We start from the raw sequence: 24,356 nt of genomic DNA on the forward strand, positions 1-24,356 counted from the left end.
AACTACGCCCAACAGCAGTTACAGCTGACATACGAGGCATCCTTGATCATCGTCGTCCTCCGGCACCTCAGCGGAATCCGCCTGGGCGAAGACCTCCATCAGCGTCACGTTCTCGCGGCGCTGAGCCTTGCGTTCGATGCGGATCACGTGCTCGCGCTTGATCTCTTCCATGCGCTCGGGCCGTTCGAGTTCCGCCAGACTTTCCCCCTGGCTCCACGTGAAGAAATTGCCGGTCTTCTCGTATGGCTTCTCGTACGCCTTGGCTTTTTCGTACAGGTCCGGGTGCGTTTCCTTGAGACGGACCCACTCGATCTTTTGTTGGTAGAAGCAAAAGTAACAGCCTGATCGGGTGCGTCCCCAGCGTGTATATGGCGGCATGCCCACGCCGGAAGTCCGCAGGATCTCCTCGATGTCGCGCAGCACCAGCCCGTCTTCGCGAAACGGATAAACCGCCTTGATGTTCGGCTTGTGGCTGATGTAGCCGCTGCGGTCCTCGTCAGCGCGCAGCCCCACGTAGTTCACGACCTCGTCGTTGCCGCAATATTGCTCGAAAGGCTTGAGCTTCAAGGCCCGCGTGCACCAGCGCCGGTGATTGGATGGGATCATGCCGCCGTACATCTCGTACCAATGGTCGAACCCGACATCTGCATTTAGATGCGCCACCTCCTTGCCGAGGTAGTTCGAGATGCGCTGCAGATACTCGTAAGTCTCGGGTAGCTCCTTGCGCGTGTCACTGAAGATGTATTCCATCTCCGGCACGCGGTCGCGGAGGTAAATGGCCAACGCCGCACTGTCCTTTCCGCCGGACAAGCTGAGGATGTGCCTAACCCGCTTCTCGCTTGCCATGTCGCTTCTCCTCGGTGAAATCCGTCGGTGCACGCGTCACCTGCAGGTCCTGCAGCGCCTGCGCCAGTGCCGCAGCAGCGGTCTGTGGGTCAGCACCGGCCTCCTGCGCAAGCAGGTCCAACACGCTGCGCGCGAGCCGCGCGGACTGCTCGGTCGTGGCGACCAGCAGTGCGGACTCCTGCCCGCTGGCGCTGGTAAGCGTCAGGCTCACAAAGCGCTCGGCGGCGCGCGGGGCGCCCTTGCGTTGCATCACCAGACGCAGCCAGCGTCGGTAGTGGCCGGAAATGTCCGTCACAGCCTGCGCAAACCGGTCGATGGTCTCGTCTGTCCAGGCGTCTAAAGGACGCTGGACGAGTAGACTGGCTACAGAATCAAGCCACTTCTCATCCGTCAGCGTTAGATCCGTGCAACGCAGCATGAAGCTCTTAAGCCGGGCATCTGCCAATCCGGTGGCGGTGCCCGAGCATTCTGCCTGCAACTGGCTTCGAATCTTGCCAAGCGGGCCGACCATCTCGAACGCCTGCCCCAACTCGGTGACGACAGTATCCTGCAATTTGCGTTGGCTCATGCCCAGGTCGGTCAGCGCCGCTGACAGCCACTCCAGGAAGGGGCGTGCCCCCTTGCTCTGGGCGTGCGCCTGGGGCAGTGTCGAAGTCAGGAGTTGTATTGGATCCTGCGCTTTGCGCAGGGCCGCGCGGATCAACGCGGCATCTTTGCTGACCCGCCCTGTCTGCTGGGTGAAATCCGACAGCCGAGCGAACCAACGATACAGCGCGCGAGCCAGTTCCAGATAGGTCGAGTCGCTGCCAGGCGCGGCTCCAAGCGAGGCGAGCACGGTGCCGTAGTCACGCAGCAAATCGGGGCCTCCCTGCGCCTGCGGGAGTTCGTGCAGCGTGAATGTATGCGGATTCCGATGCATGCGCTGTAGATGCTCGCTCGTAAGTTCCAGCACGAGCGTGCCGCGTTCGAAAACTGCGCAGCGGCTGCGATGAATCATCAGATAGAGCGTGATCCAAACGCTGGCCGGGCCACTGCGCACCCCTAGGGGCGGAGCGGCCAGCGCCTGCAGTACCTGCTCGAACGTGGGAGCTTCCTTGCTCGCCATGACGAGCGAGATCTCGGACCAGAGTGCGCAGATGTCGACGCGAGCCCCTGGCTTGGGTTCTACCAGCTTCCAGTCGTTGCTGTCGGCCTGCCAGATGCCCGTGTCGCGCAGCAGCGTTGCATGGATCAGCCGCTCGGGCGGGTACTCGTTGTCGCGGAAGAGAGGGGTTGCACTTGAGCCAGCCAGCAGAGCGTCAAGCAGTCGCTGACGCGCGAGTACGATAGCGGAGGCGGGGCGATCCTTATTGATCAGCTCGTTGATGATGCGCGGTGCACGGTGGAAGACCTTCTCGAACATCCAAGACGCCACTTGGCCGACGTTCATCGACTCGCTATCCGGCACAGCCTCACCCTGGTGCCAGTACACCGGCCCTGGCCGGTCTGGGCTAGGCACCAATGCGGAAAACACCAGCGCATCGACATCCTCCTTGGCCTGGTGGAGCCGGCTGTCGACGTACTGGCTGGTCCAGGGATCCAGCCGCTTGGCGGCCACTTCACGCTGGACTGCCAGCCAGATTGCCAGCTCTGCGAGCGCAGCGCGCCCTTGGGCGGACAACGTCAGGCAGCAGTGCAAGCTGAGCGGATCGTCCACGCTCCGCAAACGGTCCAGCGCTTGCTGCTCCTCATGCGAGCTTGCCGTCACCAGGATTAGGCGTAGCCAGCCGTCAGGTTGCCTGTCAGCGTCACCACTGCGAGCGCCCGCATGAGGCCAAGCAGCAACAGTTCCGACGTCTATGGCCAGAGTTCGAATCGTTCCCCGCCGGTCATAGTGCTTGTTGGCCACGACTAGTCGATTCCCCAGAGCGTGCGAGGCACCACGCACGGTGAGCTCGTTGTCGCCGGCCTGCGCCGCATGGTCATAAAGCGCTTCGATGTTGATGGCATCCGATACGGCGAAGCCGTATTCGGAACGGCTGTGTCTGCGGATCAACTGGCCCTGGTCCACAAGGCGATCAAGCAGCGCTCGCGTCTCGGGCGCCTCTAGACCGCCGATCGCGAACGCGACCAATTCCGGAGTGATATGTAGCGCGAGTGGCGCCTGGACCAACTCCAGCACGGCGATGGTTTTGAGTGCCACGATGGCGTCCGCGTCCTTCGCCTGCCGCTCAATGCTAGTGAGTGCGAATGCCCAACGGCGCTCGGCGGCGAGGTCGCGAAAACGCAACCCATGGCCCGAGGCCAGATAGTCGAACACGTGAGCCAAGCGATACCAGGGGTAACCCTCTGCTGGCATGACTTGGGCAAAGTCCCGAAGCCCCGCCGGCTCGCTGCTGTTGAGGAACGCATGGAACGAGCGCTCACTCTGACCGTAACGTTTGGAAACGATAGCCAGCGAAGCGAGCGTCAGCGGATGGAGCGGGTAGAGCTTCTCGGGGTGATGGAACAGACCACGGTCAGCGGAGGTTGGCGCGCGTAAGATGGATTGCTCCAGCGCTGTGCCAAATAGATCCCGCGCGGTTTCCACGAGCTTCGGATCGCGGTATAGCGCCGGTTTGGTGCCCAGAGCATGGGCCGCGAAATGCACATAACGTTCGACGGGCTCGTCGAAGGGAATCTCCTCGAAGCGCGATGCAACTTTGTGCCACTCGTCGCCCAGGGCGCGCCCAACGCCCGCTGCGTAGCTGGCGAAGTGCTGGTGCTGAAGCACGACCATCGCGAGTGAGTCGTCCCTTTGCCGGCATGCCTCCTCAGCCAGTTGCTGAAGCGCGATCAGGTCGCCGGCTTCCGGGTGCATCGCGGCATGCTCGACGAACTTGCCCACCTCATCGACTAGGAGCAACGTGCCAGAGAAACCCTGCGCGCGAGCGACGGATGCGAAATCGCGCATCAGTTCTCCGGCAACCGCGTTGATGGGGCGTCCCTTGTAGAAGCCCGGCTCACTTAGGTGACGCCTCAGCGCATTGACCTCCTTGCCGCGGGACCAGCCATCCAGGGCGCGATGGACTTCCGCTTCCAGCGCCAATCCGATCGACAGCCGTGCGCCCACGATCGCGAGCGCGAAACGCCTGGAGGCTGTGAATAGGTTGGCGACAGACGCGGAGGCGCCGCGCAACATCTCCCAGACCGCAGGATGAGCGTCACGACCGGTAAGCAATTGGGCAAGCACGATCCCCAACGCGGACTTACCGCTTCCGTACGGGCCGACCACTTTCCAGGCGCGCTGGTTCTGTCGCTCCACAAGTGACGTGCCGATCTGCTTTAGTGCCTGGACGGCATTGGGCGTGGGCAGGTAGCTGGAGATGGCCGTTTCGTCGTGAAGATCGCGGCTCAGCGAGATCGAGCGGGTGTGGTACGCGTTCAGCTCCAGGCCATCGATGATTCGTTTAAGCATGGACGGGAGCCTCCTCATGTGCCTCAAGCAAGTAGTTCAGATCGATGCGATCGCGGTGGAGCACAATGCTTTGCGTGTCGGACGTATCGACGAAACGCATGGCATCGCGCAACGGGCCTTGTGCCACGTTCTCTACGAAAGTGCGCAATTGGTGTTCATCCAGACGGAAGACGACCCCAGGACTGTTCACGCCCTTGAGCAGACGATGGAAATCCACAGATGAGGAGCCTTGGTCGGACGAGGCCACGAACTCCACCAACGCGATCGCAAACACACGCAGACTCAAACCGATCGGCGCACGAAGATCGGTATTGAAGACGATACGGCCATCCTCTTCCTTGGTGGCGCGCAGCAACGCAAGGTCCTGCAGCGGGCACCAGGAGGTGTCGTCGCCGTTGCGCTCGGCCTGGTAGTAGCTTTGGAGAAAGATGGCGGCATGCTGCTCCAGTGTGCTAGCGGCGAGCGGCCTGGCGGAGCCTTCGGCGCGTTGGGTCAGTGCTGCGACTAGCCGCTGGCGGTCGAAGCGCACAAGTCGCCCCTCGCCAAATACTTCCGACCAAGCCGCTAGTGCCGCACCAGTACACAGACGCCAATGCAGCAACCACAGCGACTCAAGAGACTCCAGATACTGATCCGACCCGTGCTCGGGGTCGAGCAGCTTGCGTCCGATAGGGCCAGGCTGGTGACCATGCCCCGCCACGGGGACAAGAACGCCCATGGCCTCACACCAGAACTGCAACGACTTCAGCATGTTGCGGCCGATGCCCAGCGTATGCATCGCCCGCTCTTCATCCTTCAGAAGGTCGGGATCCACCGAGACCGCCTGATAAGCCTTAGGCAGCCAGCCGTATCGGCAGACGAATGACTCGTGTCCGGAAAAGCGATCGGCGATGGTCATGGTGTTTTGGCCCTGGTTTTGGTGCGCTTTGCGCTGAGGGAAGCCTCAGCCGCTTCGGTTGATGGCGTGCGCTCGATAATGATGGCCTTGGTAGTGGCGTCGAAGTACAAATCCACTGAATCGCCCTCCTGGATGCCGGCATTGCGCAGCAACGCTTCGGTGAGGGCAATTCTCCCCATTTTCTGTACTTTTTTCGTACCGAAATGAATCTTCATGAAGTACCCGCCAGAGCGGAAGCTAGTCTTGAATCTGGGTGATATTAACCCAACGGTGCCCTCCGCCGATACAGCGCATGAGCACAATATATGATCTATAGGTACTTCTTGAATGTCGCCGCTGCAATGCACACCGCCACGCCGAGCAATGCGGCGCTGGGCAGCAGGATCAGCAGCGGGTTCACGCTGACCGGCAGTGCCAGGTAAGTCACCCACGGCAGCACGGCCAGCGGGATCAGGCTGGCCCTGGCGCGGTGATAGATGAACCCCGATTCGCGTCCCGCGCCGAAGCGGCGGATGTCCCGGCGCACCAGGCCGTCCACCAGCCCGACGAAGGCAGCCATCAGGAACAGCGGCAGGGTCAGGCACAGCACCAGCAGCCGCACGAGAAAGACGAGCACCGTGTAGGCCGAGGCGATCAGGTAGCTCTCCAGATTCACGTAGACCAGACCCAGGTAGTGGCGGAAATCCTTGGTCGGGCGATGGCTGCCGGCGCTGGCCTGCGCCGAGGCGTCGCGTATCCAGTCCAGCAGACCGCTCTTCACGAACAGCCAGTCGTAGCCCTGCTCGACCAGACGGTACGCGGTGCGCCCCGGCTCCTGCACCAGAGCGCTGCGCGTGAAATGTGAGGAGAGCTGATCCAGCTCGTAGTGCAGCATGCCCTGCGCGTGGCGCCAGCTCTGATCGGGCCAGAAGAAGTGCATGCCGACGCATTCGATCAGGATGCACAGCAGCAGCGCGCCGCACAGCACGCCGAAGAAGCGAAACGGCAGCGTCACCAGGCCCGCGATCAGCCCCTGCTGTCGTTGCTGCTGGCGCTGGGCCGCAACGGCCGGATCGCTCATGCTTCGGCCTCTTCAGCGGCGGCAATCTGCTTGAAGTCGTCCAGCAGGTCGTCGGGCAGCGCCTTGTCCTGCAGGCCGGGGATGCCTTGGTTCTCCCACCAGTCGCCGGCCTCGACGTAGTGCTGTCGCATGTAGCCGGCCAGCTCCTGCAGATCCTTGGGCATGGCTTCGTCGGGATCGGGTGCCGGCAGCGGCATGCGGACTTTCCAGAGGTTGCCGCCCTCGATCAGCGCGAAGCACTGCCCCTTGGGCAGCGCCACCACGTGCGCCGGCTCGATCAACGGCACGCTGGTCGTGCTGATGCGGTCCTGGGTATTGGACGTGAACGCGGTATTGCCGTGCGGGTCGGAGCTGTCGGTGGCGCCGCTCATCAGCGCCGTGGCGTACACCTCGACCTTGGGCAGTTGTCGCGTCAACAGCTCGGCGGTGGCGGTCTCGCGCACGCGCAGCATGAACAGATTATTGAAGTTGCCGACCACCTGGCCGGCCTTGGCACGGTTGCCGATGCGCGCCTCGATGTCGCTCAAGGTCTGCGTGTAGGCCGTCACCTGCACGCCGGCACCGCCGCCCTTGTTGACCATCGGAATGAACTCGTCGCCCATGAGTTCATTGAATTCGTCGGCGTGGACGTTGATCGGGATCTTGGCGCCCGCCGCGGCGCCGGGCAGCCCGTCGTCGATGCCGAACTTGTAGATGTGGCCGGCGACCGAGACCAGATCGCTGAACATCGAGTTGCCCACCGCCGCCGCGACTTCGGCGTCGGACAGCGCATCCAGCCCCACGTAGACCACCGCGCGTTTGCGGATGACCTGCATCCAGTCGAAGATCGGCCGCGGGTCGGAGAGGTCAGAATAGTTCGGCGCGAGCAGTTGGGCGATCTTGCCGGTGGTGAGCTTCTCCAGCAGCGGCAGCAGCGAAGCGACGATCTTGTCGAAGTACGTCCGGTCGTAGCGCACGGCGCTGCGCAGGCCATCGAGCACCGGGTCGTAGACGCGCACCTGCGACAGGTACTGTTCGAGGGCGACGACGCGCTTCTCGCGCCCGATCATGTTGCGCGGGATGTTCTTGTCGTTCAGCTTGGCTTCGAGCTGGACGATGACCTCCCAGGCCTTCGGCTCGTTCTTGGCGAAGTAGTGCTGGGCGTACTCGATGAACAGCGCGTCGATGTTGATGACGTGGCGCTGGATCAGCAGGTAGTCCGGCCGCTGCCCCAGCTCGACCAGGGCGCGGGCGATGATGTTGACGAAGCGCCAAGCGAACTCGCGGAATGCGGCGCTGTTGCCTTCGCCCGAGAGCTGTCCGGCGATGCGCGTGGCCACCTCGGAGATCCGCCCGAACCGGCCCACGGCGTTGTAGCGCGCCGAGATGTCCGGCCAGCCCAGGTGGAAGACGTAGAACTCGCCCTCGCGCCCGGCGCGCTTGGCCTCGACGTACATGCGCTTCAACAGGTCGGCGTCGCCCTTGGGGTCGAAGACGATCACCACCTCGTGCTCGCCGCGAACTTTGCGGCGGATGTCCTGGGTGATGAACAACTCGGCCAGGCGCGTCTTGCCCACGCGCGTGGTCCCGAGCACCAGCGAGTGGCCTACACGCTCGCCCAGCGGCAGGGTGACATCGATCTCGTGCGGCTCGATGCCATGCAGGCGCGGCAGTCCGCCGACCGGCGGCAGCGGTCGTGCCGGGTTGAGCGGGCTGTCCCAGGCCAGCGCGCGCGCCAGCGTCGAGACGGGAAACGGCGCGAATTCAAGCCGCTCCTCCAGCCGCCGGGCGGCCCGGTAGATCGCCGTCGGCTCGACATAGCGGCGGAACTCCGGCCGGTAGGTCTGCATCAGCCGGTGCGTGTGTCGCTGCTCCCAGCGAAAGCCCCGGCCGACGAACAATCGTTGCTGACTCACCGGCACGTCGCGGCTGGTCATCACGTAGCGCGGCAGGCGGCGGATGTTGCGGCGATAGCGCAGGATCGCCCAGGCATCGCGCAGGCGAATCGCGCCGAAGGTCAGGAAGGCCAGTGCCGAGCCCAGGCCGAGCAGTGGGTTCAGCGCGAGCGACCACGGGGCCACCAGGCACAGAATCCCGGCGCCGGCGCAGACCGCCACGGTATAAAGCTCCACCGCTGGCCGCAGCAGAACCTCGACCGCATGCGGTTGGGCCATTTGCGCACCTACTGCTCGACGCCGGTGGACGTGATGAGCACCGGGTAGTGGCGCAGGTCCAGGCGCTGGGCCAGGTCGTCGCCGGAGGCCGGCGAGAGGGTCAGGCCGGGAGCCAGACTGCGCAGCGCCGTCAGCGCGGCCATCGACTCCACGTTGACCACCAGCCCCACGGCCTGCAGCTCCCGCAGCGCCGCCTGCCGCCGCCGCAGCCAAGCACGCGAACGCTCGTCGTCGCCGATCAGGAACAGCGCCGTCAGGCCCGGCGCCCGGATGACGCGGCGCTGCACCTCGCCCGGCGACAGTTGCGTCGAGCGCACCGGCAGCATGGCGGCTTCGGCGTCGGCCGCGTTGCCCACGCGAGGGGCTGGCATCGGGGCCGGCGGTGTGGCCTGATCCGGCTGGGGATTCAGCGGCCGGTAGTACGGCAGCGCGGAGTCGCCGCCACGGTCTTCGACGACGATCAACGGCGCGGAGGCGGTCTGGGCGAAGACGCTGGTCGTGGACAGCAGCCCGATGGCGGCGATGAGGACGATGTGGTTCATGGCGTGGTGGCCTGGAGGGTTGGAACGGAAACGCCGGGGGCGAGCACGCGGATCAGGTGCCGATGCACACTGCGCCGGTAGCGCGCCGCGGGTGCCCCGCCGGCGGGCCGGTGGTAGCGGCCGATGGCAAGCAGCCAGTCCTCTCCCGGCGTGTGCTGTTCGTGCAGGATTTCCGCAGCGATGGCGAGGTTGCGGTACGGGTCCAGCAACTCGCAGGGCTGCGTGTAGCGATGCGTGTGGTAGCCGAGATTGACTTGGCCGAGGCCGGCGTCGATGCGATTGGCCGGCGTGCGGGCGAGCGCCCGGCGCAACCCCGCGCAGGCCTCGGCGCGGGTGGCGTAGCGCTGCGGCGTGCCGGCGACGTTGAGCGTCCACGGCCAGGGGATCAGGCGCCCGCGCAGCATGGCGCCGCTCTCCTGCAAGGCCACCGCGTACAGCACCGCCGCCGGCACGTCTGCACGATGCGCCGCCAGTCGATAGGCCGGCGGCGGCACTTCCCGCGCCAGGGCGGCCAACGTCCAGCCGCCGGTGGCGAGCAGCAGCGCGGCGCTGGCGCAGCGGATGGCGACGCGGGACGGCCGACGCTCCCGTCCCGGAGCACCTATTGCCGCTGCCACTGGCCGTTCACCTCGCGCACCACGGCCGGCAGATCGCCGGGCAGGCCCAGCGACAGCCAGCGCCCCGCATCGTGGTTGAGCGTGATGGTGCGGGCGCGCACCCTGGCCGGGTCGATGCCCGCCTGGGTGGCCCACTGCCGGATGCGCGCGTCGTCCTGACGGCTGCCGACCATGTAGAGGTCGAAGGCCGTGCCGGCCGCCTGCAACTGCTGCACGCGCTGCGCGCACGGTGCGCAGTCGGCCTTGACGAAGACCGCCAGGCGCCCGGAGCCGGTGTTGCCGGCACCCTGCGCCTTGGCGCCGGGCAGGCTCACGCGCGGCTGGCCGGGAAACAGGCGCTGCCACGCCGCGTCGTAGGCCCGCTGGTAGGCCAGCGTCTTGCCGACGCGCCGGGCCTCGGCCTGCACCTGCAACTCCGCGTAGCGCCTCCGCTCCTCCTCGCTGCGGGCCTCGATGCCCAGCGCCGTGAGCGGATCGAGCTGGGGCGAATAGACCCCGAGCGGCCCCTGCATCAGTTGCCGGTAACGCGCCCACTCCTCGGAGCGAAGCCCCCATTCCCGTGCCTGCCTCTCGTCGAGCGCGGCATCGGCGCCCGGCTGCACCTGGGCGGGCACTATGCGCGAGTTCGTCACCGGGGCCGGCTGGGCGGATGCGCCGAAAGCGGCGAACAGGACGACGGCAGCGAGCGACGACCGCAAGATCATGGCGACCTCCTACGGCACCGCGATGCGCTGCGTCTGGCCGTTCACCTGGAACACGCCCGCCTGCGCCTCGATGGATTGCAGTTGCCAGCCGCCCTCGGCATCGCCCTCGCGCAGCAGCCGGGCGCCCGCGAGCGAGGCCGCGGCGGTGGAGGTGATCGACAGAAAGCGCTCGCCTCCCCGCAGTTCCACGCCGAGCACCCGGAACGGCGGCTCCGGCACCTTGGGCTTCGTCGCAACCGGAGCGCGCGGGCGAGCGGCGGATGCCACCTGCCTGGTCTTCTCCAGGCGGGTTTCGATTCCGTTCACGCGCGCCTGCAGCGTCTGTAGGTCGATGGCCAGGGCCCTCGTCTTGTCGGCCTCTTCGAGGCGCGTCATCCGTTCGTCCAGCGCCTGCCGCGCGGTGGCGAATTCGGCCTGGCTGATCGGCGCCGGCCGGCGCTTGTCTGCATCGGCACGTTGTTCGAGATCGGCCACGCGCAGGCCCAGCGCATTGACCTGCGTATCCTGCGCGCTGCCCTGGGTCTGCTCGGCGAGCCGCGACAGGCCGACGCTGTTGATGAGTGCCACGGCACTGATGAGCAGCAGCCAGAAGGCCGCGGCGATCTTGAGCCAGCGCGTGCGGGAATTGCGCTCGGATGGCGCTTGGGGAAAGGTCATGGCTGCATCTCCTCGGGCCGGTCGGCGTCCTGCACGGGCGTGGTGGTGCCGGGCGGGTTAGCGGGAAGGAAGGTGGGAGCACCGTGCCGGCTGAAGCAGACCTGGCGGGTCAAGTCATCGACCGACAGCTCCCAGGCGGGGCCGGCAAGGGTCAGCAAGGCATCGCGCAGCATCAGCGGGCCCAGGCGCAGGTGTGCGGCGGGCAGCGGCAGCGCGTAGAGCGTGGCGGCCTCGGCCGCATCGCAGAGCCGATAGCCGGAGCGCAGCAACACGTGGCGCATGGCATCGCCCACGCTGGCATCGAGCATGGGCGGAATCGAGACCTCCATCGCCTGCTGCAAGAGATCGCGCTGCGCAGGTTCCGGCACCAGCTCGACCAGGGTGTAGCGTCCGTAGCGGGCAACCGGAACCAGCCCCTGGTCCAGCACCGAAGCTATCTCGTCGGGCGGCGCTTCTATATGGTCAGGGGTGGCCGGTGTCGTCGTGCAACCGGACAGCAGGCCGCTGAGCACGGCGAAGATGCAGAGGAAACGAGACAGAGACGGCAGCATGTGGCACCCCACGGTGACGGGATGCCTTCACCATTGCAGAAGCGTGCTGCGCGGGATGCCGAAAATCCGAAACGCGCGGCGCCCCATTTCCGAGGGAAGTCAGGGCGGGTTCGGGCCCGTCATTTCGCCGGTGGCGATGGCGCTCGGGTTAGCCGTTGAAGACGCCGCCTGGTCCGGCAAGTGCAGCCGCACCCGTTCGATCCGCCCGATGAACCGGCGAAGTTGCTCCGGTGACTAGGTGCTCCGACACGGCAGCTGGTCTTCGATGAGCAGGATGCGCATGACGACATCGTTCCGGACGGATGCCTTCATTCCATGCACCCGTCCGCACCGGGACTGCGGAAGTGTTCCTGTCCTCTGCTTCAGGGGCTGGCGCGGCGCGGAGCGGCCTCATGACGCCGTCTTCCCGTACCGCCGGAAGGCGCGCCAGAGCGCGACGTCATAGACAATCTTCAGCACGCCGCCGGCTACCAATGGCACAGCCAGCCAACCGGCGGCAAACAACGCACCGCCGATGGCCGGGCTCGCCGCGGTCGTGAGGCTCCTGGGCACGGCGGTGAAGCTTGCAGCCGCTGCGCGCTCGGCCGGCGTCACCTCCGCCATGACGAAGGCCGAGCGCGTCGGCACGTCCATCAGGGAGATCTCCCCATCGCGGCAAACCTGGACACAGTCGCTCACAACTCCATGTCGTTCCGCTTGGACGCGAAAGGCCCCGCTGCCGGGAGACTAATCACTTGCCGTTGCCAGAAATTCCGTTGCTCCCGGATAGCACAGCCACCGCGATGGACTACGAGGAACAGCGGTATTAAGCGGTGACCCTTTGAGGATTGGGCGGCTTACCCGGCGGCAGCACGATGCGGAAGCGGCTGCCCCGCCCTGGCTCGCTCTCGACCTCGATGCGTCCGCCATGGGCCTCCACTGCCTGTCGGGCAATGGCCAGGCCCAGGCCGAAGCCGCCGCGCCGGTCCCCAGGCGTCCGGCTGCGGGCGGCATCGACGCGATGGAAGCGCTCGAAGATGTGCGGCAATTCCTGTGCGGGAATGCCGGGCCCCTGATCGGCCACGCCGATCTCGGCGGCGTCTGGCCGCCAGCGGCAGGTGATCGCAACCACCGCGTCCGGCGGGCTGTGCTTGATGGCATTGTCGAGCAAATTGACCAGCGCCTGGCGCAGCATGGTCCAGTCGCCGCGGACCGGAACCGGCGCGGCGGGCAGATCGCGTTCCATGCGCACCCGGCCTTCCTCCGCCAGCACGCCGAGCAGGCCGGCGGCGTCCTCCACCAACTCGCGCAGGTCGATGGGCTCGCGCGTCATCGCCACGCGACCGCCCTCGGCGCGGGTGATCTCGAGCAGCAGCGTGGTGAGCAAGGTGAGTCGGTCCACCTCCTCCAGCATGGTGCCGATGATGTCGCGGTATTCCGTCTCGGAATGGGGCTCGCGCAGGCCCACCTCGCCGACGCTGCGGATGACGGTGAGCGGCGTGCGCAACTCGTGGGAGGCATCGGCGGTGAAGCGGCGCAACTGCTCGAACGACCGCTCGAGCCGGGCAAACAGGTCGTTGAATGTGGTGGCGAGCCGCTGCAGATCGTCGGCGGCGGCGGGCACCGGGAGACGGACATCCAGATGCTCCGCCGTGATCGCGCGGGCTTCCGCGGTCATTCTGGCCACCGGCACCAGCGCCCGCCCCGCCAGCCAGTAGCCCGTGAGGCCGGCGGCGAGCACGGCGAGCGGGATGCCGATGGCCAGCACCAGCAGGAACGCGGCCAGATCCCGCCGGATCTGTTCCTCGTCATAGGCGACACGCACGATGGCGTGCTCGCCGTCCACCTCCACCGTGCGCTGGAGGATCCGGAGATGGGTTCCGTCAGCCAGCGTGTCCGAGAAGAAGCCCGACGGCCGGGGTTCGAAGGCCAGGGGCTCGACGGGGCGGCCGCGGGCATAGCCGCCGAGGGAGCGGTGCAGCAGGCTGGCATCGGCGCGGTGCACGTCGATCCAGAGCATGTTGGGCAGCGTCTGGAAGTCCGGACTGGCGGCGGAGGGGCGCCAAATGAGCCTGTGGGAAGCATCGACGAACAGGGAGCGCTCGGCGATCTCCACTTCCTGGTCGAGGCGGTGGTCGACCTCGATACTGAGGCGTTCGTATGCGGCCGCATAGACGAATACGGCATAAACGAAAAGTAGGAGACTCAGGGTAGCGGCGTAGCCCACCGCTAGGCGCGTGCGGATCCCCAGGGTGCGCCACACATCGACAGGGTTCTTCCAAAGCATAGGGGGATAGGGTCGCGGCGCGAAGGCCATCGGCCTTCGCGCCGCGACCGGTGGTTACTCGCCCGTCACCGCTTTCTCCGCCAGTTTCCTGGCTTCGGCGACATAGGCCATGGCCTTCTCCTGGTTGTGGACGCCGAAGCTGCCGTCCAGGAGAACGAAGTTGAGCTTGGCGCGCGCTTCCTCCGCCAGCTTCATGGACGCCGGCTCGCTGACCGGCGCCTTCGCCAGCAGCTTCTCGACCTCATCGATTTCGGCGCGGACCATGGACTGCTTCTGCTTGAGAATGATGTCCAGGGTGTTCGTGTCGAAGGCCGGCGCCTGTACGCCACTGGCCATCTTCTTGCCCTGCCCCTCGTGGCATGAGGCGCAACTGCTGCGGATGCCCTGCGTCTTTTCCATCGCCGGTGTGGCCACCATGAAGGTGTGGGACGAAACATCCCACTGATGCGGCCCCGAGGCCGTCTTGTCGGACCGGTAGCCGTTCCTCGGCATGTGACAGTCCACGCATTGCACACCCGCCTTGTGCATCGGGCTGCCGGCGAACATCTCACTGTTGTTGCGCTTGGCGTAGCCAGAACCGGAGTGGCAAGTGGTGCACAGCTCCTCGGGTTTTTGCCGCAGCTGCGCCCCCTCGGCCTTGCCATGGAAGGTATGGCAGGTCAGGCAACTCATGCCGGCCTTGTTGGCATGGGCACTCTTGCTGAAGTCCTGAAACTGCTGGCGGTTGCGCTTGGCCCAGTCGTTGGGCCAAAAGTACTTGTACTCGTCCGGATTGGACGTGCCGGAATAGCTCCAGAAGCGCGAGCGACTGGTCATGTCCACATCACCCGGCAGGAAACCCTGCTGGAAGGAAATGTCCGAAATCTTCTTGTTGGTATTGCGGCCGTGGCACTGGGCGCAGACCTGGGTTTGCTGCATGGGGCTCAGGTCCTTGAGCGGATGCACGATGGTGGTGGCCGCCGGATCGAGGGGCTTGCCGGCCGCCTTCGCCGTCTCCGCCTCCCCCACGTGCTTGCTGGCGGGGCCGTGGCAGCGCTCGCAGGCGATGCCGATCTCGCCTTTGCCGTTCTCTTTCGCCTTCCAATGGCCGGCGACGTCGTCCTTGTAGAACTCGAAGCCGGTGGTATGGCAGCCGGAGCATTTCCCCTCGGCGAAGCGGCCTTTCGGCAACTCCTCCAACTTCAAGGGGCGGCCGTCGGGGGAGCCGTCCGGCGTCACCCATTCATAGGGGCGATAGGACGAGATCAGCCAGTCCTTGGCCGCCACCGACCAGCGAATGGGAGCGGGCAGGTAGTTCTCGCCGATCTTGATTTCGTAGTGCTGGTCCCATTTCCCGCCCAGCACCTTGGCGATCTCGAAGGTCTGGTCATTGGCGGGATTGTCCTTGTCCAGTACGGTGAAGAAGAACTTGTCCGACTGGCGGTGGGTCTTCACCTGGAAGGTCAGCTTCTCTTCCTTGCCGTCCTTGGTCTTGACCTTGACGTCCTTGTAGGTGATGACCCGATCGTTGAAATCGCCGACGATGATGTCGGGGCTGGGCCAGCGCTCCATCTTGGCGTGCCAGGTTTCCCGCCACTCGGCATGCTGCATCTCGTGACAGGACTTGCAGCTGTCGCTGCCGGCGTATTGCGCGTCGCCGAAGAACTTCTGCCCGGATTCGATGCGGCCGGTCTGGCCGGCGATGGATAGGGTTTCGATGGGGGTGCGCTTGACCGTTTCCTTGCCGGCCGCCTGAACGGCGAACGAGAACGAAATGAGAGCGACGCCCATCAGGACGCTTCGCGCAAACCTCCGTGCGTTGCCTGCCGAAATCATTTTTATTCCTCCCACTTAAGTGAAACGAAGCCGTCGCGTCGATGCATACCGCACGAATCGACGCGAACTGCCGGTGTTCAGCAAGTGGTCGGCGCGGCGTTGCACCAAGTACGTGGGACATGTTACGAGAAGTTCCGCTGGCGCTTTCTGAAGTTTTTTTCAGGATTCGCAATTGCCCGTCGACGGCCATCAGGGAGCCGCGTCGCCGAGAACGAAACCGACACCCCGCAAGGTATGGATGAGCGGCTGATCACGGTCATGGTCGATCTTCCTGCGCAGCCGCGCGATATGCACGTCGATGACGTTGTCCAGTGGCGTGGCGCGTTGCACCTCGTGCCACACGTCGCGCGCCAGCATCTCGCGGGAAACGACTCGGCCCTGATGCAGCGCCAGGTATTCGAGAAGCTCGTACTCACGGGCGGTCAGCTCGATGGGCATGGCGGCGCGCGTGACCCGACGGGCGACCCGGTCTATCTCGAGGTCGGCGACGACAAGGTGCAGCACATCCTGCCCCCGGCCGCGCCGTAGCAGCGCCCGGATCCGGGCCAGCAGTTCCCCGAAGGCAAAGGGCTTGATCAGGTAATCGTCCGCGCCGAGGTCGAGGCCGCGGATGCGGTCCTCCACCGTATCCCGGGCCGAGAGGATGATCACCGGCGTGGAAAGCCCCCGGTTGCGCAAGGCGCGCAGGATTTCCAGGCCGTCGCAGCCGGGCAGCATGAGATCGAGCACGAGCAGGTCGAACACCTGCGACGAGACCAGGAAGTGGCCTTCCTCCCCCGTGGCCGCCACCGTCACATCGAAGCGCTCGGCTTCCAGCCCGTGCTGGACGGACTGGGCGACTTTCAGCTGGTCTTCGATGATCAGGATGCGCATGACGGCACCGTTCCGGACGGATGGCGTCATTCTATGCACCCGTCGGCACTGGGACTACGGAAGTGTTTCTGTCTTTTGCTTCAGGGGCGGGCGCGGCGCGGAACGGCCTCATGACGCCGTCTCCCCGTGACGTCGGAAGGCGCGCCAGAGAGCGACGTCATAGGCGATCTTCAGCGCGCCGCAGGCCACCAGTGGCGCAGCGAGCCAACCTGCGGCAAACAACGCACCGCCGATGGCGGGGCTGGCCGCGGCCGCGAGGCTCCTCGGCACGGCGGTGAAGGCCCGCAGGGCCCGGCCGATCAGCAGCAGGCACGCCTCGGGCGCAAGGCCGGCGGGCAGCAGCATCACTTCAGGCCGAGCAGCCGCGCGACCTTCTTCAGCGGCGTGTCGGCGCACCAGGCGTAGAGCGCGTCGTAGATCACCATGCCGTGCCGAAGCATCTCATGGTCGTCGGCGAAGTTGAGCGACAGCCCTTTCGAGATGGCGAGAAGGCCTGCCGCTTCCTTCGCCAGTTGCGGCTGGGCGCAGTCGGCGGCCCGCACGATCAGCGCCAGCTTGTTCAAGGCCGGATCGTCGAGTTTGAACTTGGCGATGAAGGCATCGAAGCTGCATCGGTCGCCGTGGTGGCCGAGCTCGACATCCGGCACGTCATAGGGGATCGCGCCGGAGTCGGCGGCGACCTTCAGGACGTCGCCAGCCGGCACGTAGAGGAACTCGGGGGCCTCGTCGATGAAGCGCGTTACCAGCCAGGGGCAGGCGATACGGTCGATCTTGGGGCGTTCGCGGGTGACCCATTTCATGCTCCGCCCTCCACCTTGGCATACGCAGCCTCGGCCGCCGTCCAGGACAGGTTCTGCATGAAGGCGTCCACATAGGCTGCGGCCTTGGCACCGAAGTCCATGTGGTAGCTGTGCTCGTACATGTCGAGGGCGACGAGCGGCGTGGCGCCGGCCAGGTTGTGGGCGTGGTCGGCGGCCCAGGCGTTCACGAGACGCCCGCGGCGCTGGCTCCATACCAACAGGGTCCAGCCGGAGCCACCGCCCTGGGCCTTGCCCAGGGCGGTGAACTCGGCGCGCCAGGCGTCCACGGAGCCGAAGTCCCGCTCGATGGCCGCCTTCAGCGCCCCGTCGGGGTCGCCCCACGTGCCGCCGAGGGAATCGAAGTACACCTCATGCAGGATCATCGAGCCGCTGGCGATCATCTCCTCGCGCTTGAGGCCGTTGATCTCGAACACCGGGGCGCTGGCCCAGGTCAATTCGGCCAGGCGCTGCTCGATGGCGTTCAGGCGCTTGACCGCGCCACCGTAGTTGTTTTCCCAGTGGCTGACGATAAGTTTCTCGGACAGGCCATCGAGACGGGAAGGGTCGAAGGCAAGAGGTTTCGGTTCGTAAGGCATGGTGGACACCTCCTCAAACGATGTAGGTGTGGACGAGGCCGATGGCGGCGCAGGCGCCGATCACTTTCATGATGTCCTGCTTGTACTTCCACAGGGCAATGAAGGCCGCCACCGAGATCAGGGCGTAGAACCATTCGAAGCCACCCGAGAACGGCGCGGCTTCAGTCGCCCTCGGGAAGATCACGTGCCAGCCGAAGAACAACGCCAGGTTGAGCACCACGCCCACCACGGCGGCGGTGATGCCGGTGAGCGGCGCGGTGAACTTGATGTCGCCGTGGGTGGATTCCACCAGCGGCGCACCGGCCAGGATGAAGACGAAGCTGGGCAGGAAGGTGAAGAAGGTCGCCACCGACGCTCCCGCGAACCCTGCCAGCAGCAAGGCATCAAGCCCGAAGATCGCCTTGGTCCAGGCGCCCACGAAGCCGACGAAGGACACCACCATGATCAGCGGCCCCGGCGTGGTCTCACCCAACGCCAGGCCGTCGATCATCTGCGTGCCGGTCAGCCACTGATAGTGTTCGACACCGCCCTGATAGACATAGGGCAGCACCGCATAGGCGCCACCGAAGGTGACGAGTGCCGCCTTGGTGAAGAACTCTCCCATGTCCTGCAACACCGGGTTGCCCAGCAAGGCCATGGCCGCAGCCCAGAGCGCCAGTGCCACCACCAGGAGGGTGATGAGATAGGACCAGCGAAAGCGCGTATGGGCGAGGGGGGGAGTGTCGTCGTCGATCAGGGCGGGGCCATAGTTCTTGTCCGCAGCGCCGTGGCCACCGCCCACCCTGAACTTGTCGGGCATCACTTTGCCGCCGATGAAGCCCAGGATGCCGGCCGCGACGACAATGTAGGGAAAGGGCACGCGGAAGACGAAGATCGCGATAAAGGACAGAGCCGCCAGCGTCCACAGCACCTTGTTCTTCAAGGCCCGCGACCCGATGCGCCAGGCGGCGAACACCACGATGGCCACCACCGCTGGCTTGATGCCGTTGAACACCCCCTGCACGAAGGTGACGTCGCCAAAGGCCAGGTAGACGTAGGTGAGCGCCGCGAGGATGAAGAGAGAAGGCAGCACGAACAGGACGCCGGCGACGATGCCGCCCCAGGTGCGGTGCAACAGCCAGCCGATGTAGATGGCGAGTTGCTGCGCCTCGGGGCCGGGCAGCAGCATGCAGTAATTGAGCGCATGCAGGAAGCGGTGCTCGGAAATCCAGCGGCGCTTCTCCACCAGTTCCTGGTGCATGACGGCGATCTGTCCGGCGGGACCGCCGAAGCTGATGAAACCGAGCTTGAGCCAGTAGAAGAAGGCTTCCCGGAACGAGGGGTGGGCGGGTCGCAACTGCGACGGGGTCGGGGCGTTCACGTTGTTTTGTCCTCGTAACTCTTGAGTAGCCAGTCAAAGACTTCACACGCGCGGGCAAGCAGCACGTCGTCTTCGGGTTCGGATGCCCGCAGGCCGGCGAGCAGCGATTCGATGCCCAACGCTTCAGCGACCGGGAGCCCTCCCACATCCAGGCAATGCACGAGCTCGCCCAGGCGTACCAGTGCAGGGGCGGAATCAAATCCGAAACTCGCTAGCAGCGTCTCGAAGGTGACCTTGGTGCCCACATGGCTGAAGGCGGCGCCGTCGAAATCGAAGCCGAGCCAGTCATTGCGGCAGTCGGCGGGACTCGCCAGCCAGACGATGCGAGCGCTCGGGTCGATGAACCGCCGGATCAGCCATGCCGAAGCGAGTCGGTCCACCCACGGACGCGCCCGCGTGGCCCAGGTTCGGCCCTGATAGTCGGCGCGGTCCAGCCGCGGAATATCCGCCTGCCGGGCGGTCGGCTCGTCGGGAGACATGCGGCGGGTGATCGCGTCGCGCAGGTCGTCCAGCAGGCTCAAGGTCTGCCGCTGCGCCTCGCCGGGGAAGAAGTCGATGCGCGTCACCTGCTCGAAGCGGCGCACGAGCGGCTGGAGCTTGCGCGCGGCGGCTGCGCCAGCCAGGGATGCCAGGCTCCGTCCGAGCTCCTTGATCTCCTCGGCGATGCCGGCGTACTCCTCGCCGCGGTCGAACAGGGCGCGCAGCGCGGCCTGCTGGGCTTCGTCACACTCCGACAGGCGATACACCTCGCCGCTGCCCCCGGCCTCCACCGCCTGCGCCGCCACTTCGTCCAGCGTCGCGGCGCTGTCGGCCGAGTCGGGCAGCAGATAGACCCCGTCACGCAGCGTCGCGCAGCCCAACGCCTTGACGGAGCGCCAGACGCGCATGCGGCCGGTCGATGCCTTGGTGGGCAGACTGATGAACAGCGCGAGAAAGCTCAAGCACGGACTCCTTTATCGCCAAGGGGTGGGCGATGAGTTATATATCTTACTATATGTTATAGATAAAACTAGATCCGAGAAGTTGCGTAGCGAGTCCGTCCGATCTGATCCCAAATCGCATGTCACCCGCCGATGCGCCGACCGGCTTATCAAGAAACGCTTGGGGAAGCTGGTGATGACCGATACGGGCATTGACCGGCACTACTACGGCCGCGTTTTTTTGTTTTCTGAAACGCTCCCCTGAAATAGCGGCTGCAGCAACGACCGAAGACAAGAATTCGGCCCCCGAAGGGGCCGATCAAGAGGGGAAACAATCTCAATGCACCAACTGCCGAGCCAGCGCCACTTCCACCGAGTCGCCGTCCTGGTTCAGGACATCGAGCCCGGATTCGGGCACGTCGCCAGAGGTGCTCTGCGACACCATGATCTTCTTTGCCATCAGCCCCAGGCAGGTCATCTGCGAGGAGTTGGCGTAGCCCAGGTAGATCACGCGCACCGGCTGTTTCTGGCCGATGCGCCATGAGCGCCGGGCGGCCTGCTGCAGCGAATACACGTTGTAGCCGGACTGGAGGAACACGATGGTCGGGAACTCCAACAGGTCGAGGCCGGTTTTCACCAACTCGGGATTGGTGATGAGCACGTCGATGCCACGGTCCAACTGCTCGGCGATCCAGTCTTCGCGGCGGGAGGCATCCACGCTCGCGCGCAGTACCGCCACCTTGAAGCCTTCCTGCTCCAGCAGCACCTTCAAACGCGATGTGGTGTCGCGCGTGCCGGTGTAGACCGAATAGACCAGGGTCTTGCGACCTTCTGCCTTCTCCTGCCGGCAGATCTCGATCAGCTCGCGTTCCTTGGGCATCACCTCCAGCTCGTTGAACTGAGCCGGAACGAACGCCAAGGTGTTGCGAGTGCGCGGATGCACCACCGTTTCCGACCGGAAGCAGCAGTCCGGCCAGGCCAGCAGCACGTTGAGAACCACACCGAGCAGCGTCGTGTCGCGCTTCGCCAGGGCCTGCTTCAGCTCCTGGGTCAGCCGACCCGCCAGATCACGGTAGGCCGCGGCTTGCGCCGTGTCCATCGCGACTTCGCGGAATTCCTCGTCGTAGGGCGGCAGCACATTGCCACCGATGTCCTTCAACTTGAGGAAGACCGTGAACGGCAGGACGCAACGCAGCACGCCCTTCGGACCGAAGCCCGGCGCCTTGACCGTGCGCACCGATACCTTGGTGCCCTTGGCCGTCTTGTGCGCCGTGCCCGTGCTCTCGGAATAGATGTCCTTGAGCACGCCGTGATCGCGCATGAACGCCATCGCGGCCGAGGTCATGCTGCCGCTCTTCGTCGGCCGGTAGCCGTCTTCGATCATCCGCCCCGGCAGGGCTCGGAACAGCAGGTGGAACAGGTCGTCGCCGTAACCGCCCATCAGTGTGCCGGTGAGCAGCAGCGTCTTGCGCGCCTTGGCCGCCAACACTCCCATGGCCTGGCCCTGTGCGGAGCCGCCGTTCTTGTACTCGTGTGCCTCGTCGGCGATGAGCAGGTCGAACGTGCCTTGGGGAAGCTGCCTCTTGATGAACTCGGACGGCTGGTAGCCGCCCTCGCCGAAGCCGAACTCCATGTTGGCCATCGCGCGTTCCATGCGATGGGCTTGCCGGTCCGAGAAGACCAGCTCGCCGTTGCCATCCATCAGGTTGATGAACTCGTGGATGTTGTCCCCGAGCATCGACGCGAGGAAGGCGTCGCCGAACTTCTGCATCAGCTTCTGCGCGGTCACTTCGCCAATGGTTGGAATACGCTTCAGCGCCTTGAGTACGGTCGAGGACTGGTCACTGGCGGACAAGCCCCTGGGGCGAATCAGCGTCCACAGCGGTGCGGCGCAATGGCTGCACTTGCGGCGGCTCTCTTCGGCTTCGAGTTCGACCGGGTTGATCGGCTCGCCGTCGAGGTCGGTGATGGTGTGGCCGCAGTCCGGGCACGCTCCCACGTCGCCGTGGGGCGTGCGCCGGCGAGTGAAGACAGGCTTCCAGTGGAACCCCATCCGCATCCGCACGCGGCCCAGGACGAAGAACTCCTGGCCCTGCGCCGGCACGCCCAACTGCTCGCGCAGTTTCAGCAGCTTGACCAGCGTGTCCGGGCCATTGAGCACCCAGACCTTGGCTCCGGCCACCGTCTCCTGGATTTCGCGCCGCCACTTGTAGACCAGGTGCGGCGGAGACAGAACCAAGGTACGGCGGTAGCCTTCGGCATTGAGCACGGCGGCGGTGGCAATACCCACCGTCGTCTTGCCGCAGCCCATCTCGCCGTTGATGATCGCGGCACGCTCGCCGCGGTCGACCAGCAGCTCGGTGACCGCATGGACCACATCGGCCTGCGCCTGGAACAGCTTGCGCTTGAGGCTTGCGAGGACGATCTGCCGATGAGCCCGCGGTTGGCCGGTGTAGACCGGCGGGTTGGCGCGGTTGAGCGATTCGAGCAGTTCGTCGCCGAACTCGGTGACGAAGTCCTGCAGGCTGAGGGTGAGAGGGGAAGCGGCCGCTTCGAGCAGGTCGCCCTGTGCAGCGGTTTCGGGGACAGTTTCGAGATCGAGGGACATGGTGATGCTCCAAAGAATATGGGGCATGCGCCTCCCCTGTGGGGCGATGACATGCCCCGAGGTGGGAAGGAAGGAACGGTGCGCGGCCTTCGAGAAGGATCAGTACTCGCTGGGCAACAGCAGCGTGGTGACGCTGCGATCCCATTCGGTGATGATCCAGAGCTTCAGGCCGGGCGTGACCTGGTAGGACGAGAACAGACGATCCTCGCCGGATTTCAGCGCGGCGTCGTTCAATCGCCGATCGTCGTCGCTCAGTTCGCCCCAGTCGCCATGAAGATGGCGGCGCAGGTACGGCGTGGGGTTGAGCCGGCCCTGTCGGACCAACTCGTCGACGCCGGCGGTCATGACCACCTGCCCGGGCGAAAAGCGTGCTTGTGACGCGAGGTTGAGGACTGCGAGTGCCATGGTGGTTTCTCCTTCTGGAAGAAGGGGCCACGGCACCCCATCGGGGCAACGTGACCCCGGTGGGTGGATGAAAGCGACGGCGAACCGTCAGGGAATAGCGTCAACGGATGGTCAGCACTTCGCCCCACGTGGGCGAGCCCAGCGTCAAATCCCATGCACGAATGACCGGCACGAACTTGTCGGTGAGGATGCGCGTCTCGGCCACGGAGCCGTCGTCGCGTTCGGTGTATTCCGTCTGGAGGGTCTTCTCCTTGTGGGTATCACCTTTGACGACGAGCACGCGCCCGCTCTTGGACTTCACTACGCCGGAGATCGCGCCTGCGGCCAAGGCCAGGGCGAGATGCCAGTGCGACAAGGCCCGCGCGGGCGGACGCAGCGATTGCTGCGCGGCGCCCAGGTGGGTATCGAGCGCCGGCCAGAGTCCTTGCAGCCGGCCGACTTCATCGGCGAACTGCTCGGGCTCCATCGTCACGCGATAGAAGTGCTCCGGCTCGGCCGGGCTGGCAGGGACGGTGTACGGCACGAACGGCCATTCGAGCGGCAGCTCCTCGGCTTCGGCGTCGCCCTGTCCGATCTGCAGCAGCAGACCGCGGGTGGCCTTGACCGAATCCGATGCCTGGTCGCGTTGACGAACCCGGCGACCGAAGATCACTACCTGCTTGAACTGCGTTTCCACCGCACGGTAGATACGCAGGTCGGCGAAGTGGCGCGTCAGCCATCCGACCAGCTCGGCGTCGAGCACGTAGGACGGCACGATGAAGATCAGCACGCCGCCGTACTGCAGCAGCGGCAGCGCACGCTGATAGAACAGCTTTTCCAGCCGCGCACGGCCCTGGCCCTGATAGCCGATGTTGCCGTTCACGTCCTTGCTCAGGTCGCCATACGGCGGGTTCAGCCACAGCAGCCCGAATGACTGGCGCGAGATCAGCGTGTCCATCAGGTCACCGTGGATGCAGCGATCGACCAGTTGCCGTGCGTGGCGGGCACGCTCGGCGTCGTACTCGACGGCGAAGGCCTGGACCTGTTCGCGCCCGAGGGCGTGGGCGGCTTCGGCGATCGCCACGCCTTCGCCGGCGCAGGGATCGAGGATGGACATGGAGCCGGGAGACGGCGCCAGTGCAGACAAGGCCCGCTCCAGCGTCGGTTCGTCGGTGGGGAAGTAGCCGTTACGAATGAAATTGCGCGCCAGGCGCGGAAACATGAGTGCCATGGATTTCTCCTGGTGATGTATGAGGGAAGGCGGGCACGC

23 protein-coding genes are annotated in these 24,356 nt (G+C 65.4%); all 23 read right to left on the reverse strand.

The annotated features are described in order from the left end of the window. Positions 1 to 18: 18 nt before the first annotated feature. The gene (locus IWH25_RS04270; protein WP_203388120.1) at positions 19 to 846 is read right to left on the reverse strand and encodes a phosphoadenosine phosphosulfate reductase domain-containing protein; all 828 of its coding nucleotides are present in this window, start codon (positions 844 to 846) and stop codon (positions 19 to 21) included. Then, entirely contained in the window at positions 824 to 4,282 is a 3,459-nt protein-coding gene (locus IWH25_RS04275) for a hypothetical protein (protein WP_203388121.1), read from the reverse strand. Before IWH25_RS04275 ends, IWH25_RS04270 begins: the two co-directional genes overlap by 23 nt. Then, positions 4,275 to 5,180 carry a DUF4007 family protein gene (locus IWH25_RS04280; protein ID WP_203388122.1) on the reverse strand — a complete coding sequence of 302 codons (906 nt, stop codon included), beginning with the start codon at positions 5,178 to 5,180 and terminating at the stop codon, positions 4,275 to 4,277. Before IWH25_RS04280 ends, IWH25_RS04275 begins: the two co-directional genes overlap by 8 nt. After that, positions 5,177 to 5,395, reverse strand: a complete 219-nt coding sequence (locus tag IWH25_RS04285) for a hypothetical protein (protein ID WP_203388123.1) — start codon at positions 5,393 to 5,395, stop codon at positions 5,177 to 5,179. The genes IWH25_RS04280 and IWH25_RS04285 overlap by 4 nt, the downstream gene beginning before the upstream one ends. Positions 5,396 to 5,490: 95 nt before the next feature. After that, positions 5,491 to 6,240 carry a TIGR03747 family integrating conjugative element membrane protein gene (locus IWH25_RS04290; protein WP_203388124.1) on the reverse strand — a complete coding sequence of 250 codons (750 nt, stop codon included), beginning with the start codon at positions 6,238 to 6,240 and terminating at the stop codon, positions 5,491 to 5,493. Continuing rightward, complete coding sequence (traD, locus tag IWH25_RS04295; RefSeq protein WP_203388125.1) at positions 6,237 to 8,393, reverse strand: type IV conjugative transfer system coupling protein TraD; 2,157 nt, start codon at positions 8,391 to 8,393, stop codon at positions 6,237 to 6,239. The genes IWH25_RS04290 and traD overlap by 4 nt, the downstream gene beginning before the upstream one ends. Positions 8,394 to 8,401: 8 nt before the next feature. Then, on the reverse strand, positions 8,402 to 8,935 hold the full coding sequence (locus IWH25_RS04300) for an integrating conjugative element protein (protein WP_203388126.1): 534 nt from the start codon (positions 8,933 to 8,935) through the stop codon (positions 8,402 to 8,404). After that, the gene (locus tag IWH25_RS04305; protein ID WP_203388127.1) at positions 8,932 to 9,552 is read right to left on the reverse strand and encodes a lysozyme family protein; all 621 of its coding nucleotides are present in this window, start codon (positions 9,550 to 9,552) and stop codon (positions 8,932 to 8,934) included. The genes IWH25_RS04300 and IWH25_RS04305 overlap by 4 nt, the downstream gene beginning before the upstream one ends. Continuing rightward, positions 9,537 to 10,256, reverse strand: coding sequence for a TIGR03759 family integrating conjugative element protein (locus tag IWH25_RS04310; protein WP_203388128.1), 720 nt, complete (start codon positions 10,254 to 10,256; stop codon positions 9,537 to 9,539). The genes IWH25_RS04305 and IWH25_RS04310 overlap by 16 nt, the downstream gene beginning before the upstream one ends. Before the next feature lie 9 nt (positions 10,257 to 10,265). Continuing rightward, the gene (locus tag IWH25_RS04315; RefSeq protein ID WP_203388129.1) at positions 10,266 to 10,913 is read right to left on the reverse strand and encodes a hypothetical protein; all 648 of its coding nucleotides are present in this window, start codon (positions 10,911 to 10,913) and stop codon (positions 10,266 to 10,268) included. Next, positions 10,910 to 11,464: a PFGI-1 class ICE element type IV pilus protein PilL2 gene (pilL2, locus tag IWH25_RS04320; RefSeq protein WP_203388130.1), complete on the reverse strand. Its 555-nt coding sequence runs from the start codon at positions 11,462 to 11,464 to the stop codon at positions 10,910 to 10,912. Before pilL2 ends, IWH25_RS04315 begins: the two co-directional genes overlap by 4 nt. A gap of 390 nt (positions 11,465 to 11,854) precedes the next feature. Then, positions 11,855 to 12,097 carry a hypothetical protein gene (locus tag IWH25_RS04325; RefSeq protein WP_238998998.1) on the reverse strand — a complete coding sequence of 81 codons (243 nt, stop codon included), beginning with the start codon at positions 12,095 to 12,097 and terminating at the stop codon, positions 11,855 to 11,857. 172 nt (positions 12,098 to 12,269) lie between these two features. Then, entirely contained in the window at positions 12,270 to 13,730 is a 1,461-nt protein-coding gene (locus IWH25_RS04330) for a sensor histidine kinase (protein ID WP_203388131.1), read from the reverse strand. A 54-nt stretch (positions 13,731 to 13,784) separates the two neighbouring features. Further along, complete coding sequence (locus IWH25_RS04335) at positions 13,785 to 15,500, reverse strand: ammonia-forming cytochrome c nitrite reductase subunit c552 (protein ID WP_203388132.1); 1,716 nt, start codon at positions 15,498 to 15,500, stop codon at positions 13,785 to 13,787. 234 nt (positions 15,501 to 15,734) lie between these two features. Continuing rightward, entirely contained in the window at positions 15,735 to 16,418 is a 684-nt protein-coding gene (locus tag IWH25_RS04340; RefSeq protein WP_203388133.1) for a response regulator transcription factor, read from the reverse strand. A gap of 108 nt (positions 16,419 to 16,526) precedes the next feature. Continuing rightward, on the reverse strand, positions 16,527 to 16,763 hold the full coding sequence (locus tag IWH25_RS04345; RefSeq protein ID WP_238998999.1) for a hypothetical protein: 237 nt from the start codon (positions 16,761 to 16,763) through the stop codon (positions 16,527 to 16,529). Beyond that, a complete protein-coding gene (locus IWH25_RS04350) occupies positions 16,763 to 17,218 on the reverse strand; it encodes a chromate resistance protein ChrB domain-containing protein (protein WP_203388134.1) in 456 nt (151 codons plus the stop codon). Before IWH25_RS04350 ends, IWH25_RS04345 begins: the two co-directional genes overlap by 1 nt. Further along, positions 17,215 to 17,814, reverse strand: a complete 600-nt coding sequence (locus IWH25_RS04355) for a superoxide dismutase (RefSeq protein WP_203388135.1) — start codon at positions 17,812 to 17,814, stop codon at positions 17,215 to 17,217. The genes IWH25_RS04350 and IWH25_RS04355 overlap by 4 nt, the downstream gene beginning before the upstream one ends. A gap of 13 nt (positions 17,815 to 17,827) precedes the next feature. Continuing rightward, positions 17,828 to 19,174 carry a chromate efflux transporter gene (chrA, locus tag IWH25_RS04360; RefSeq protein WP_203388136.1) on the reverse strand — a complete coding sequence of 449 codons (1,347 nt, stop codon included), beginning with the start codon at positions 19,172 to 19,174 and terminating at the stop codon, positions 17,828 to 17,830. Then, a complete protein-coding gene (locus tag IWH25_RS04365) occupies positions 19,171 to 20,115 on the reverse strand; it encodes a chromate resistance protein ChrB domain-containing protein (RefSeq protein WP_203388137.1) in 945 nt (314 codons plus the stop codon). Before IWH25_RS04365 ends, chrA begins: the two co-directional genes overlap by 4 nt. 316 nt (positions 20,116 to 20,431) lie before the next feature. Further along, positions 20,432 to 22,702 (reverse strand): helicase-related protein, encoded by a 2,271-nt coding sequence (locus IWH25_RS04370; protein ID WP_203388138.1) that lies wholly within the window; start codon positions 22,700 to 22,702, stop codon positions 20,432 to 20,434. 99 nt (positions 22,703 to 22,801) lie between these two features. Continuing rightward, positions 22,802 to 23,107, reverse strand: a complete 306-nt coding sequence (locus tag IWH25_RS04375; RefSeq protein ID WP_203388139.1) for a hypothetical protein — start codon at positions 23,105 to 23,107, stop codon at positions 22,802 to 22,804. A gap of 100 nt (positions 23,108 to 23,207) precedes the next feature. Next, on the reverse strand, positions 23,208 to 24,317 hold the full coding sequence (locus tag IWH25_RS04380; protein ID WP_203388140.1) for a DUF6094 domain-containing protein: 1,110 nt from the start codon (positions 24,315 to 24,317) through the stop codon (positions 23,208 to 23,210). Between the last annotated feature and the right edge of the window lie 39 nt (positions 24,318 to 24,356).

Origin of the sequence: Azospira restricta (assembly GCF_016858125.1) — a bacterium.
Classification (GTDB): Bacteria; Pseudomonadota; Gammaproteobacteria; order Burkholderiales; family Rhodocyclaceae; genus Proximibacter; species Proximibacter restrictus.